The organism is Rhizobium sp. PP-F2F-G48, assembly GCF_004342335.1.
In the GTDB taxonomy this organism is placed as follows: domain Bacteria; phylum Pseudomonadota; class Alphaproteobacteria; order Rhizobiales; family Rhizobiaceae; genus Ferranicluibacter.
On record NZ_SLVH01000010.1, the window covers coordinates 69,189 to 83,670 of the forward strand.

Sequence of the window (14,482 nt, forward strand, 5' to 3'; positions counted from 1 at the left end):
GGCTGGTCACTACGCCTTGCTGTGCGAATGCTCCGAATGGCGGACTCTCGGACAGTAAGCGATCGGGCGATGTGGGCGATCTCTTTCAGCGTGGCGAGGAAGATTTCCAAGGTGCCCGCAGACAGGCAGCACACGCTAGCGAGTTCAAGATCGAGGACATCGGATCCTGCGAGAAAGCCGACATCATCGCCTATGTTCCCAAACCGATGCGCGGTCCGGCCTTTGCCGACGAAACCATGACTAACTCGCGGCTCGATGGCTTTAGCCGAAGGACCCCACCCGGAAAAGGCGTACCGGGCGTATTGCCACCTCGCAAGCAAGTCCGACCCCGCTCTTTGTGGATGGCTTTCCTGGTCCTTTCCCGGCCTTCCACGATCAACCCGCTTCGGGGTCCGCTACGCAAGCGTGCGGCCGCTCCCGGCTTCGCCGTCGCGGTGATCGCGGCCGGGCAAGGACACTGACGGAGCCATCGAGCGGGGATCGGCCTCGCTCCAAGGTGGAGCCCTCAGATGTCGCACGATTTTTCCCTCGCACAGTCCCACGCTTTCGCACTTTCCCGCATCCTCATGGTCCCGGTCACGCTCTTTCGGATCGACGGCGAATTCGCCGTCCTGCCGAGCGACGAGCTCGACAGCGCCGATGTCGAAACGCTCGTCGAGTACGATCCTTTCGAATTCGGCCCGGCTCATTGAGCCGGGTTCGCCCTTCCGGGCGCGTGCCGTCGGCGTCCGCACGGCCGCAAGGGAGGCTTCGCCGCGGGCCGGGCGGTTCCCGCCCGCCTTGCCTACCCGCGCCCTTGCCCCCGTCCGCTCGCCGGGGCGGGGAGAGGTGGTTTCCGCAATTCCGCGGAAAGGATAGGCTGGAAAGAAAGGGGACCGGGCTTGAAGAGCACCGGGAAGCGGACATGGAAAAAAGGGATATCGAGGATTTGCGCGGCCGGGTGGCCTGCGCCGCCGTACTGGAGAAGGCCGGCTTTGCCATCGACGTGAAGGAAAGCACCCGGCGTGCGGTCAAGCACCGGCGCGGCGCAGAGATCGTCATCGTCATCCATGAAGGACGCGGCTGGTTCGACCCGCTCTCCGACGCCAAGGGCGACCTGTTCTCGCTGGTCATGCACCTCGATCGCGTGGACTTCGCGGAGGCCGTGACGCGGATCGCCGATCTGGTTGGCTTCGTCGCGAGCGAGCCGGCCTGGAAGCGCCAGTCCCGCACGAGCGATCCGGAGGCCGGTGTTGCTGACCGCTGGACGACGCGCCGCAAGCCGTGGCCCGGTTCAGCGACCTGGCGCTACCTCTCGGAGGTACGGTTTCTCCCGGATGCGATCATCCGCGCCGCGCTCAGCCAGGACGTCCTTCGCGAAGGTCCCAAGGGTTCCATGTGGGCGGCGCATACCGACGAGGGTGGGACTGTGACCGGCTGGGAGGAGCGCGGTCCTGACTGGCGGGGCTTTGCCAGCGGCGGCGCCAAGACGCTGTTCCGGCTCGGTTCCCCCGATGCCGAACGCTTCTGTGTCACGGAAGCGGCGATCGACGCCATGAGCCTTGCCGCGATCGAGGGCCTGCGGGAAGGCACGCTCTATCTCAGCACAGGCGGCGGCTGGTCGCCGGCGACCGATGCGGCCATTCGCGTGCTCGTCGCGCGGCCGGGTGCCTTGCTCGTCGCGGCGACCGACGCCAACAGCCAGGGCGAGGCCTTCGCCGCCCACTGCCGGGACATAGCGGAAGGGGCGGATTGCGGCTGGCAGCGGTTGCGCCCGTCGGGCGAGGACTGGAATGCGGTGCTGAAGACGAAAGGGATCGAAGAGCGGAAAAGACGAGAGGAGGGACGGGGAAGAAGGGGAGGGGAAACCCGGCTGCCGCATGCCCGCCGGCCGCGTCAAGGGTGAAGCTTCGCCCGGCTGCGCCGGCCCTTGACCCGACCGGACGGAATGGCGGCCGCGGGGAGGGGTCCGGAAGGGCTGAAGAGGGATGAGCGGTCAGGTGGATCGCTTGGCGCTTGCAGCCCGGACAGGCCGAAGGAGCCGCCCCCGATGCAAAGCCCGTCTTTCCATTCCATCAAGGTCTTCCATGGCGTTGCGACCCGCCATGAGATGTACCGTCTGTTCGACCGCCATGCACAGGACCCGGATACGACAGGCCGTCACTCGGGCGCGCTGCACGCCGGCGAATGGTTCGAGATCGGCGAGGTCGAACACGACCATATGTTCGAGATCCTGCCCCCGCTCTGGATGCGCGGCGACATGTTCGCGATGCGCGAGTTCCTGGTCGGTAACGTCACCAGTGTCTTCTTCACGCTTTCGATCGACGGACGCATCCGCTGGTTGCACGGCTATTGCGATCTCTCCGACAGAGCCTCGCCGGATCGCATGAAGGCCGCCATCGTCGAGCGCGAGACGTGGCCGGTTAGGGCGATGACGCGCGAGGAACGCCTCGAGCACATCTGGAGCGCCACGCACGAGGATTATCGCGGCTATGCCGGTGTGCGCTGGCCGGAAGCCCTGCGCGGGACACGCACCGTGCTGCTGTATGGCGGCCGCGAGGGCACGTTTGTGAAGCGTCTCGACGATCTGACCGAGACCGAGATTGCCGCCAAGCTGCCGGTGCAGTTCCGGCATCTGCCCGACGCCGTTGCGGCGTAAGGGACGACGACATGGTGGATGTTCACCCGACCGTCGTTCTCCAGTCATCCCTCTGACGGCGATGACGCCGCTCATGCACGACGCCGAAAGTCCGGCCAATATGGCTGACATCGCGGCGGATGGCCCGGACACCCATGCTCGGCTGGAAACGCTCGCGGCGTCCACCGGTTGACCATGGCCGGGACCGACTGAACGCCCGCTCGACCAAACTAACCTTCCATCCTCCAGCGCCCGTCGCCTGCCGGTCTCCCCGGCGGAATGCGGCGGCGCGCCCTCTTCTCAAGGAGATATTCCATGTTGCACGACGATCCCTTCACGCTCGACCTCTTCGGCAGTTCGTCCCTGTCCTCCGGTCTCGATCTCGGCGTCACGGCCTTCGCGCCGGGTCCGGATCCAGCACGCGATGATGACGACCCACCGCCCGCTTCTCCGGCGGCGGCGGGCACGCCTTCGGCAAGCCGAACTGCGACGGTTGCCGTCTCACGGCAGCGCGGCGAGAACTTCCACCTCGACTGCGTCCGTGGCCTTGCCCGCTCCTGGAAGGCGCGGGCTCGCGATGCGCTGGCCGCTATCCGGCTTGCCGCCAAGATCGAGGGCGCGGTGCGTCCGGCCACCCGAGCGGAGCAGGAGAAGCTCATCCGCTTCACGGGCTTCGGTGCCTCGGAGCTTGCGACCCGCATCTTCCGCCGCCCCGGCGAGGATGGTTTCGCCAAGGGCTGGGAGGAGATCGGTTCGGAACTGGAGACTACGGTTTCGGCTGCGGACTACGCCTCACTCGCCCGTTGCACCCAGTATGCCCACTTCACGCCGGAGTTCATCGTACGCGCGATCTGGGCGGGGCTCCAGCGGCTGGGATGGCGGGGAGGGCGGGTGCTGGAGCCGGGGATCGGCACGGGCCTGTTCCCGGCGCTGATGCCAAAAGAGCTACGATCGGTCAGCCAGGTCACCGGTGTCGAGCTCGATCCGGTGACAGCGCGGATCGCCCGGCTTCTCCAGCCCCGTGCCCGCATCCTTGCCGCCGACTTCACCCGCATCGACCTGCCGGCGACGTTCGATCTCGCCATCGGCAACCCGCCCTTCTCCGACCGAGCGGTCCGCAGCGATCCGGCGTTCCGCACGCTCGGCCTCCGGCTGCACGACTACTTCATCGTTAAGGCGATCGACCGGCTGAAGCCCGGCGGGCTTGCCGCCTTCGTCACATCGAGCGGCACCATGGACAAGGCGGATACGACAGCGCGCGAGCATATCGCGAGGTTCGCCGACCTGATCGCGGCGATCCGTCTGCCCGAAGGCAGCTTCCGGCGCGACGCCGGCACGGACGTCGTGGTCGATATCCTGTTCTTCCGCAAACGCCAGGCCGGTGAGCCCGAGGGCGATCAGACATGGCTCGACATCGACGAGGTCCGCGCCGCGACCGGCGAGGAGGGTGCGATCCGTGTGAATCGCTGGTTTGCGCGGCATCCGGATTTCGTGCTTGGCAACCACGCGCTGACGTCGGGTCCCTTCGGAGAGGCCTACACCTGCCAGCCCCGACCGGACGCCGATCTGGCAACCGCCCTCGACGCCGCCATCCTCTCTCTTCCGGAAGCCCTTTACGACGGCAAGCCTGAGTCCGTCGATGCCGAAGACGACACCGACGTTACCGAGCCCGTCCGCATAGGCACGGTCGCCGAAGGCGCGACGATCCGCGAGGGCAGCTATCTCGTCGATGTCAGGCACGGCCTGATGCAGATCGTCGAGGGCATTCCCGTCGCGGTTCCCACGCGCCGCGGCCGAAGCGGCGACGGCCTGCCGGAGAAGCATGTCCGGATCGTCCAGAAGCTGATTCCGATCCGCGACGCCGTGCGCCAGGTGTTGAAGGCGCAGGAACTGGACCGGCCATGGCGCGACGCGCAGGTCCGGCTTCGCATCGCCTGGAGCGCATTCGTGCGCAGCTTCGGCCCGATCAACCTAACGGTGGTGTCGAACAGCGAGGACGCGGAGACCGGCGAGGTGCGCGAGACGCACCGCCAGCCGAACCTCATCCCCTTCCGCGACGATCCCGACTGCTGGCTGGTCGCCTCGATCGAGGAGTACGACCTCGAGACGAACACGGCAAAGCCCGGACCGATCTTCACCGATCGGGTGATCGTGCCGCCCGCGCCGCCGGTTATCGCCTCGGCCGCCGACGCACTCGCCGTGGTGCTGAACGAACGCGGCCATGTCGATCCCGACCATATCGCCGAACTGCTGCATCGGCCCGTCGAAGACGTCGTCGCGGACCTCGGAACCGCCATCTACCACGATCCGTCCGACGGGTCCTGGCAGACGGCCGACGCCTATCTCTCGGGCCCCGTCCGCGACAAGCTGAAGGCGGCGGAAGCGGCCGCGGCGCTCGATCCGGACTTCGCGCGCAACGTGGTGGCGCTCCAGGCCGTGCAGCCTGCGGACCTCCGGCCCTCCGACATTACCGCCCGCCTCGGTGCGCCGTGGATACCGGCCGCCGACATCGTCACCTTCGTCGCCGAGACAATGGGGGCGGAGATCCGCATCCATCACATGCCGCAGCTTGCGTCCTGGACGGTCGATGCGCGGCAGCTCGGATACAGCGCCGCCGGCACGTCGGAATGGGGCACCGACCGCCGCCATGCCGGTCAGCTTCTCTCAGACGCGCTGAACTCGTCCGTGCCGCAGATCTTCGACGTGGTGAAGGACGGCGACAGCGAGAAGCGCGTGCTGAACGTCGTCGACACGGAGGCGGCGAAGGAGAAGCTCTCGAAGATCAAGACGGCATTCCAGTCCTGGGTCTGGTCCGATCCCGACCGCACCGACCGGCTCGCCCGGATCTATAACGACCGCTTCAACAACATCGCCCCGCGGGCGTTCGACGGCTCGCATCTGCAGCTGCCCGGCTCCAGCGGCGGCTTCCAGCTCTACGGGCATCAGAAGCGCGGCATCTGGCGGATCGTCTCGGCGGGCTCGACCTATCTGGCGCATGCCGTTGGCGCGGGAAAGACGATGACGATGGCGGCCGCCATCATGGAACAGCGTCGGCTTGGCCTGATCGCCAAGGCGATGTTGGTCGTGCCCGGCCATTGCCTGGCGCAGGCAGCCCGCGAGTTTCTGGCGCTCTATCCGAACGCCCGCATCCTCGTCGCCGACGAGACGAACTTCACGAAAGACAAGCGAGCGCGGTTCCTCAGCCGGGCCGCGACCGCCACCTTTGACGCGATCGTCATCACCCATTCGGCCTTCCGCTTCATCGCCGTTCCCTCCGCCTTCGAACAGCAGATGATCCAGGACGAGCTGGAGCTCTACGAGAGCCTGATGGCGAAGGTCGACGGCGAGGATCGCGTCTCGCGCAAGCGTCTCGAACGTCTGAAGGAGGGCTTGAAGGAACGGCTCACCGATCTCGCCACCCGCAAGGACGATCTTCTGACCATCGGCGAGATCGGCGTCGACCAGATCATCGTCGACGAGGCGCAGGAGTTCCGCAAGCTCTCCTTCGCCACCAACATGTCGACGCTGAAGGGCGTCGATCCCGGCGGCTCGCAGCGCGCCTGGGACCTGTTCGTCAAATCCCGGTTCGTGGAGACGAAGAATCCCGGCCGGGCGCTGGTGCTCGCCTCCGGCACGCCAATCACCAACACGCTCGGCGAGATGTTCACGGCGCAGCGGCTGATGGACGGGCAGGCGCTGGCCGCACGCGGCCTGCACGAGTTCGACGCCTGGGCGAGCACGTTCGGGGATACCGCGACGGAACTGGAGTTGCAGCCGTCCGGTAAATACAAGCCAGTGACCCGCTTCAGCCAGTTCGTCAACGTGCCCGAGCTGATCGCCATGTTTCGCTCTTTCGCGGACGTGGTGATGCCGGCGGACCTGCGCCAGTATGTAAAGGTGCCGGCGGTTTCGACCGGCAGTCGCCGGATCGTCACCGCGGAGGCGACGCATGCGTTCAGGGCCTACCAACGCCTGCTCGATGCCCGGATCACGGAGATCGAACAGCGCAACGGTCCGCCACAGCCCGGCGACGACATCCTGCTGTCCGTCATCACCGACGGACGCCATGCGGCCATCGACCTCCGTCTGGTCGATCCTGACGAGGACAACGAGCCGGACAACAAGCTGAATCTGCTGGTCGCCAACACCTTGCGCATCTGGAGGGAAACGGCAGACAACGTCTATCTCCGAGCAGACGGCAAGCCTTACGACCTGCCCGGTGCTGCGCAGATGATCTTTTCCGATCTCGGCACGCTCGGCGTCGAGAAGAGCCGGGGCTTCTCGGCCTATCGCTGGATCCGTGACGAACTCGTCCGGCTCGGCATCCCACCTTCCGAAATCGCGTTCATGCAGGACTTCAAGAAATCCGAAGCCAAACAACGGCTGTTCGGTGACGTGCGCGCGGGCAGGGTGCGCATCCTGATCGGCTCGTCCGAGACCATGGGCACCGGCGTCAACGCGCAGCTCCGGCTGAAGGCGCTGCATCATCTCGACGTACCGTGGCTGCCCTCGCAGATCGAGCAGCGCGAGGGTCGCATCATCCGCCAGGGCAACCAGCATGAGGAAATCGACATCTTCGCCTATGCGACGCTCGGATCGATGGATGCACAGATGTGGCAGAACAACGAGCGCAAGGCGCGCTTCATCGCGGCGGCCCTGTCCGGCGATACGTCGATCCGGCGGCTGGAGGACATGGGCGAGGGGCAGGCGAGCCAGTTCGCCATGGCCAAGGCCATTGCGTCGGGCGACGAGCGGCTGATGCGAAAGGCCGGACTGGAGGCCGAGATCGCCCGCCTCGATAGGCTACGCGCGGCCCATGACGACGACCAGTTCGCCATCCGCCGCCAGATCCGCGATGCGGAACGCGACATCGAACACGCCACCCGGCGCATCGCCGAGATCGGCGAGGATCTCGAACGGCTGGTTCCGACCGCGGGCGATGCTTTTGCGATGATCGTCTTGGGTAAGCGCTATACCGAGCGCAAGCTTGCCGGACGGGCGCTGATGAAGGAGATCCTGACGCTCGTCCAGCTTCAGGTGGAGAACCAGAGCGTCATCGCCTCGATCGGCGGCTTCGATCTCGTCTTCTCCGGCGAGCGGTTAGGGCGCTACGGCTATCGCTACGAGACGGTGCTGCGGCGCACCGGCGTCGATCAAGAGGTCGGTCTCGACATGACGATCACGCCGCTCGGCGCGATCTCGCGGCTGGAGCATGCCGTCTCGAACTTCGAGGGCGAACGTGAGGGCCATCGATCCCGGCTGGGTGACGCCGAACGCCGGCTGTCGTCCTACCGGACTCGCGTCGGGGAGGTCTTTGCCTATGTCGCGGAACTGAACATGAAGCGGGAGCAACTGGTCGAGATCGAGGCGTCGCTAGCCACCTATGTCGATGGGTCGGCCGATGGAACAGCACTTGCGGCATAGGCCGTAAGTAGGATTCTCTCTCTGCTCAGCGCAATTCCTCGATCAACTCCGGATGTCGGTCGAGGATGCGGATCAACTGGCTGGTCGGGCCGCTTGGCTCCACCAGGCCGCGTTCGTATTTGTCGAAGGCGTTTTCTCCAACTTTCAGTAGGTTGCCCGCTTCCCGCTGCGATAGCTTCAGCTTGGTGCGCACGCGCCGGATCGTTGCTGGCGACGGCAGGCCTTCCTTCGCCTCTTTCAGGGAGCGCAAGGCTGCATCCACGACCGCCATGTCATCGCCGACATGGACGCCGTCGTCGCCTTCCGCCGGATAATAACCCGGCAGTGTCACGGTGACGGTCTCTCCCTTATAGGCAACCACGAAGGGCCGCACCGCACGATGCAGGGTCTCACCGGTTTCCGGCGAGACCATCGTCTCCGGTAGAATCTTCTTGGCAGTCACCATGATCATTTCTCCTTGAACGCCATGACCGTAAATTCGGTGACGACGTCCGCCTGGAACTTGACATACAGAACCATTCCACGTGCCGGGACATGATAGACGTCCTGCCAGACACGATGATCGGCAAACGTCGTCATCGACTTGTAGAACATGCGCCGATCCATGCCGGCGATCGTTTCGACAATGCCGCCTCGATCGAAGCCCAGCGCCAAAGCGTCCCGCAGGGCCGACGTCGTCATCGCCAGCGTGCCGACAGATCCGAGCGCCAGCTTGATCGCTTCGAGATCATAAGTCGGACGCTGTTTCTCCATAACGAAGATATGCCACCATAAAGGGGGTAATGCAAGATGCGTTCCGATGGAGACCAGAGGCAAGGGGAAGAGGAAGGAAACCCTGCTTGCAGGTCGGCTTTGCCGCCATTGCTGACGCTCAACCGGCGGCCTTGTGGTTCCATCCCTTCGTCCGGCATCTGGCTTCTCAGGTAACACCCTCTTCGCTGAGAACCTGGCATGCATCGCCATACCACTGGGCCGCCCGGTCGAGATGGTCGCCATGGCTTTTTAAATGCCAGGCATTGCCGTTCGACTGGTACAGGCCACCTGCGTTAAAGGCAGCCGCCACGAGAATGGGATCGTCATCGGTCGCTGCAAATCGGGACCGGATCTCTCCGGCGCCAAGGTCGATGTTGGTCTCTGGATCGTAAAGAGGATGTGTTGCGGGCGGTGAAGACGGCTTGGAACGGATTGCGGGCGCAACCTCGAACCGATCGTAATCCAGCTCGAATGCGGTTCCCCTTCTCTCGATCAGATCCCGGACCGATGTCGACAGACCCTGCATCGGCCCCGCCGAATAGGCTCCTTTGAACGGTGGATCGACATCCTCGTTGTCGACGTGAGCTTCCCAGCGGAAGGTCTTCTTGCCCGTGAAGCCGTCAGCTGAGGCAAAGCCGGTTTCCGTCGCGATCGTCATCATGATGAGGGCTGGATTGACGCCATGCTTCTGGGATGATGCCAAGACGAGCGGTGCGTAGAGGCTCCAGATCTTTCTGCATGTCGATGGCGCACCAGGCGTCCGTCGGAGGATTTCAGCGCCCGACCTGTCTTTCGTATAGACACCCCGTTCGTCGAATCGCCAATCCTGGCCATCGAATTTGCTGTGCCAGCCACCGCTGCCCGGATGAGGTCCGCTTTCCAGCCTGTCGACGGGAGGTGTGATGTTTCCGAAAGCGAGCGGGGACGCGGTGGTCGCCTTTCCGTCGAGGCCGATCCGGATCCCGGTCGCGGCCAATCGGAAGAGAAGCCTTGTGGGATTGAGAAGAGAGGTCGGGCGTGGCGAACCCGGCAGCCAACGGGCATTGGCTTTCGTCCCCGGCACGTAGGTTTCGAAGTGGATCATGGCCGTCCCGCTGACGCGCGCGATTTTCTGCCCCGCTTCGACCTGATCTCCCACTGCCCAGCCGTACACACGCGCGGAACTGGCTGTGACTTCGCCGTAGTTCACCACGACGCCGGCATGGGCGATGAAGAGGGCATAGGTCTCCTCTCCCGTCGTCGGGCGAGTGTAGAACGGATAGAATGCAACGATCTTGCCGCTCGTGCAGGAGACCACCTCATCGCCGGCACGGCAGAAGATGTCGATCCCGACATGGTATCGTGCGCCGTTCTGACGGTCCGCCAGAAACCGGCGGCCGGGTGCGCCGGCGATCGTCCCGTTCTTGCGCTCGAAGGACACCAGTATGGCTTGCGGATCGGAGGTGATGACCGGCCAGAACAGGGCGTTGGCATCTCGTGCGAATTCGGCGAACGAGATGGTCTGGCCGCGCGGTGTGGGGTCGATGTCCTCTTCACCCGTTGCCACTTCGATATCTGCGGCGAGATGGTGGTCGTCCTCGATGCCGATCCTCGCGGATGGCGTTGCGCGAAGGGACCCATGTAGTTCCCTGACGCGATCGATGAAATCGCGCCAACCGTTCGGCTTGGCACGAAGCACGCGCGGGCAGTTCTTTCCGGACCAGTGATGGTGCTGCACGACTGCCGTCGCGACATCAATGCTATGCTGCTTCGCAAGTGCCGCGGTCAGAAGAGCGGCCTTCTCATAGGCCGCTGCTTCATCCAGGCCCTCGTTCATGCAGATCTCGATGCCGATGCTGCTGGCATTGCCCGCGCTGGTCGAGGCATGCCAGCCGATCTCGCCGACGGGCAGGCTTTGGTAGACAGATTTGTCGTCGACCGTGAAATGCCATGAGACTTTCCGGCGTTTCGCGTCCGCTCCTTTCATGTACCTGGCGTGCGCGGGCGCATCGGCGCCTCTGGCCGTGTTGTCGGTGTTGTGGATGGTGATTGCCGTCGGGACCCGGGATGTGCCCGGACGGTTCGAACTGCCGACCGGAAGCTGATCCTGAATGATTGCAAGTTGCGCGAAGGCTTCATTGATGCGCATCGACCTCTCCCAGTGCGTTCTTGGATGCGATCTGACAGCTATATTTAGAAAAATACTAAGAGAAATTCATCGCTATAGTTACCGGAAGCGGTTCAATTTTTCGGAATTCAAAAAAATAACGGCAAATTCCTCGACAGGCACGTCGCCAAATTAAAATAATAACCTGGCGCGGTATGGCTTGCGTAGAAGTCGGCGATACAAATCTATTACGCGATGATGACACGAAATCGATCGCGTTAAAAGTAGACGATCTTAAAAAAGAACGAGCTCAAACTTCTGCTTGTGCCTCTAACCGAAAGGCTGGTGTTGCGAAACAACTCCAGACATTATCTTCCACAGCGAAACTCAGTCCATCGCTTCAAGACGTCCTGCCTCACAGATGGACTGTATCCATATGCCTTCATTTGCCGGCCATCGTTCGGGGTTCTGGTTCAGGCGGGTGATATTCTTTCCGCCGGCATGATGAAGCGCGATGACCTGCCAGTTATGTCCGTTGAACACGGGACTGCCAGAATTTCCCCCTTCCGTCGGTGCCTGATACTGAACTCGTCGATAGGGATTGTCCGACGGCACCCCCTGGGGCGGACCCTCGTGGTCCAAAAGACGGTTGTTCTCGAGTGAGATGGAAAGCTCACCGCCGCCAGGATATCCGATGACATAGACCCGCTGCTTGCCGTCGGCGAGCGGCAGGCGCTTTGCCAGCGGCAATGCGCTGACCTTCGGAGCAAGACCTTCGAACCTCAAAAGGGTGGCGTCGAGGGTCTTGATCGTCCACGACCGGGCTGAGGAGAAGCGATATCCGACCCCCTTTCCGGCCCCTTCGAAGACAACTTCGGCATCCTCCCGATACATCGGAGGAGCAATCTTCTGCTGGTCGCAGTAGGCATGATCGTCCTGGTCGTCGCTTATGACATGCGAGTTCGTGAGAAGGCAGGGCTCATCCCCCAAATGGGGGATGACGTCTCCGCCCCGGATCAAAAATCCTGTCCCCACGCGGGTCGCCACGCCGGCTACTCTCACGACGCCCACCGATAACGAGGCTGTCAGGCCCTGTCTGTACCACTCGAAGGTCTGAGGTCCGTCTGGGCCCAGGATCGCTTCCAGTTGCAAGTCCGACGGTGGAGGCTGTTCGACGAGGTCGCGAACCTTTTCCGGCGCAAGCAGTGCGTGGTCGTAGTCTTTCTTCAGCAGAGCCGCGCGAAGCGCCTGTACGATCCCGTCGCCACGCTCGGTCGCATTCAGGCCCCAGACATCGCCGAACTGTCGGATCATGCCAGCGACGGTTGCCGCATTGGTTGCGGGGTTCCTGACGACCTTGCCGATCTCGCGCTCGGCCCTGCCAAGATCGTTCAGGGCGACATAGGCCTCTGCCTTCGAGGCATGAAAGTTCGATCCCCGATCTGCCTGTGGAACCTCATTGAGGCTCTTCATAACGGACGTTGCCAGTTGCATCCGATCGATCGTGATGGGGACCGGCGCATCCAGCTGGCGCGCGACCGTCGACAGCGCGATCAGGTTCAGCCCTGCGCGGACCCGGTCTCCGGGGTTCTGGTCGTAGAGCAGCTTGTATTCGTCCATCGCCGATGTCACGGCCGTGCGCGCCGCGTCGCCGCCGGCGCCCGCCATGTCGACGACGATGTCCTTCCAGGCGCGAGCCTTGAGCTGCTGCGAGACTCGATCGAGGGTGCCGTCCTTGCCGGCTTTTTCCAGCGCCGCCATCGCGGCTGGCACCGTGTCGGCGACGATGCTCGCGATTTCGATGTCTTTCGGAATGATCTTTGTCAGGTCGTTCTTCGCGATGAAATCGGCAATATCGTCAAAGGCAGGAGACGGGTGGAATGCATTGCTCTCGGAGGCGGCTTTCAGAACCGTCTTGAGATCCTGGCTCGTGAGCGACCTGAAGATTCCGATCGCTGTCTTGTCCTGAAACGCTTTGATCTCTTTCGCCATCGCAGTTGGTCCTCAGAGTTCGAGCATCCGTCGGAGTTCCTGCCGGAGCGGATCCGCCTTGAGGTACTTGACGATGGAATGCCGCCACGCGCCGGAATTGGAGACCTCGATGTCCTTCACCTTCGACCTGCCTTCGATCTGGAAATCGTTGGCGATGAACGGGTCAAAGCCGGCGACGGGATCGAGGCGATCGAAGACATTGATCCAGGCACCATCGACCTTCTCGGAAGGGTAGCCGTTTGGCCGGCTCCAGCCCGGTTGGAGTTTGTCCTGGACTTCGTCCAGTCCGAGCGGACTGCCGATCGTGATCAGGCCATCGACATGCGCTGTTTTCTTGACCCGTTTCAGGCAATCGTAGGCAATCACGGTTCCCATGCTGTGGCTGACCACGATGTGCGGTCCACCGGACTTGGCGGCGGCCTGCACTGCCGTCACGAACCTCTTTCGGATTTCGTCCTGGACTTTGTACGTCGTGCCGGGCCGGGGAGAAAACGTCGTGTTGAACAGGTAGTGATGAACGTCCCGCAAGAACGTCTCCAGAAACGCCTTCTTCACCGGCCAGGGCAAAGGGATGCGCTCGTATGGCAATCCTTCGAGGTTGCGGTTCGCAGGGATGGCCTCGACCGCTTCCGCGGCGGCCATCGTGCCACCAAGCTTGAAGGCGAGGCCACTGATGAAGGATGCCTCTTCGCTGGTTGCCGTGATGGGGGCTCGGGTCTGTGCGTCGGCGTCTGCGGCCTTCGGCGTTTTAGCATCGAGGCTTTCGTAGGCAGCGACGTCCTTATCGTACTCTGCATACAGGACATCGGCCCAATAGACCATTGACGTCGTGATGCCTTCGCCATGAAGATTGACTCCATTTAACCCGCCTGCAAGCGTGCGAAGCCATATCTCTTCGAGCTCGGCTGGCGCCGGCTTGTTGGATATTCCGTGCACAAAAGTAACGTGTGCCATGTCCGTCCCCCGCCGACTAATTTTCTCCAGAACTTTGCTCCACATAGATGAGCACAATCAGGGATGCTTTACTACATAGGGTTTGGGTAATTCTTCAGCCTACTCGGCGACGAGCCCCAGATCGTTCGGTGGAAAGTTTTCGATACGGACAAGCGAGGCCCTGATTTCCAGCCAGTTTGGTCCGGTGTAGCGTTCCGCCCAAGCTCTGGCTTCCCGATAGGTCTCGAAGACCAATACCTCGTCGTGCCGGGCGGCATACCGCGACAAGGCCTCGTCGAAGTCGATCCGGGCCGGATCATCCAGCCGGGCGCTCGCCCCGACGATGTAGCTGTCCGAACTCCACCACACGAGCGGCGGCCGCTGTCTGGGGAGCTCAACGATAAGCAAGGGTTTCATCGGGATCCTTTCTCAAGTTCGGCCCGTCAATAGCAATTCTGGCGTAATATCTCTCGTTCGGGAAGGCTCGGTCTCGGCATCTAAAATACCCTTCTGAGGTGGGCAGAAGCGTCGGTATGGGGGGGGCCGAGGGGAAAACAGAAAAGAGCGAGTAGAGCAAACCTCCTCGCAGACCGGCTTCGCCGCCGTCGCTGACGCTCAACCGTCGTCCTCGCGATCCCGGCCCGTCGTCCGGCGCAGGGCTTTGGCCCCGCTGGTCC

Annotated in this window: 11 protein-coding genes; 5 read left to right on the forward strand and 6 right to left on the reverse strand. The window is 63.2% G+C overall.

All coding sequences use genetic code 11. The annotated features are described in order from the left end of the window. Positions 1–71: 71 nt before the first annotated feature. The 5 genes from C8J36_RS19995 (at position 72) to C8J36_RS20015 (ending at position 8,041) form a co-directional block, all read left to right on the forward strand. Positions 72–461 (forward strand): hypothetical protein, encoded by a 390-nt coding sequence (locus tag C8J36_RS19995; protein WP_132537106.1) that lies wholly within the window; start codon positions 72–74, stop codon positions 459–461. A gap of 48 nt (positions 462–509) precedes the next feature. Next, positions 510–692: a hypothetical protein gene (locus C8J36_RS20000; RefSeq protein ID WP_132537107.1), complete on the forward strand. Its 183-nt coding sequence runs from the start codon at positions 510–512 to the stop codon at positions 690–692. Positions 693–904: 212 nt separating this feature from the next. Next, positions 905–1,885: a DUF3991 and toprim domain-containing protein gene (locus C8J36_RS20005; protein ID WP_132537108.1), complete on the forward strand. Its 981-nt coding sequence runs from the start codon at positions 905–907 to the stop codon at positions 1,883–1,885. Between the two features lie 144 nt (positions 1,886–2,029). Continuing rightward, a complete protein-coding gene (locus C8J36_RS20010; protein WP_132537109.1) occupies positions 2,030–2,638 on the forward strand; it encodes a DUF1419 domain-containing protein in 609 nt (202 codons plus the stop codon). Positions 2,639–2,932: 294 nt separating this feature from the next. Beyond that, a complete protein-coding gene (locus C8J36_RS20015) occupies positions 2,933–8,041 on the forward strand; it encodes an N-6 DNA methylase (RefSeq protein WP_132537110.1) in 5,109 nt (1,702 codons plus the stop codon). Between the two features lie 25 nt (positions 8,042–8,066). On the opposite strand, the gene C8J36_RS20020 is transcribed toward C8J36_RS20015, so the two are convergent. The 6 genes from C8J36_RS20020 to C8J36_RS20045 all read right to left on the reverse strand — a co-directional run bounded on the left by C8J36_RS20020 (position 8,067) and on the right by C8J36_RS20045 (position 14,222). Next, positions 8,067–8,486: a type II toxin-antitoxin system MqsA family antitoxin gene (locus C8J36_RS20020; RefSeq protein ID WP_132537111.1), complete on the reverse strand. Its 420-nt coding sequence runs from the start codon at positions 8,484–8,486 to the stop codon at positions 8,067–8,069. A gap of 2 nt (positions 8,487–8,488) precedes the next feature. Then, on the reverse strand, positions 8,489–9,037 hold the full coding sequence (locus C8J36_RS25430; RefSeq protein WP_245506651.1) for a type II toxin-antitoxin system MqsR family toxin: 549 nt from the start codon (positions 9,035–9,037) through the stop codon (positions 8,489–8,491). Continuing rightward, complete coding sequence (locus tag C8J36_RS20030) at positions 8,961–10,922, reverse strand: N-acetylmuramoyl-L-alanine amidase (protein ID WP_132537112.1); 1,962 nt, start codon at positions 10,920–10,922, stop codon at positions 8,961–8,963. The genes C8J36_RS25430 and C8J36_RS20030 overlap by 77 nt, the downstream gene beginning before the upstream one ends. Positions 10,923–11,267: 345 nt before the next feature. Continuing rightward, on the reverse strand, positions 11,268–12,872 hold the full coding sequence (locus C8J36_RS20035; RefSeq protein ID WP_132537113.1) for a serine protease: 1,605 nt from the start codon (positions 12,870–12,872) through the stop codon (positions 11,268–11,270). 12 nt (positions 12,873–12,884) lie between these two features. Next, positions 12,885–13,826: a hypothetical protein gene (locus C8J36_RS20040; RefSeq protein ID WP_132537114.1), complete on the reverse strand. Its 942-nt coding sequence runs from the start codon at positions 13,824–13,826 to the stop codon at positions 12,885–12,887. Between the two features lie 99 nt (positions 13,827–13,925). Continuing rightward, a complete protein-coding gene (locus C8J36_RS20045; protein ID WP_132537115.1) occupies positions 13,926–14,222 on the reverse strand; it encodes a hypothetical protein in 297 nt (98 codons plus the stop codon). Positions 14,223–14,482 lie beyond the last annotated feature (260 nt).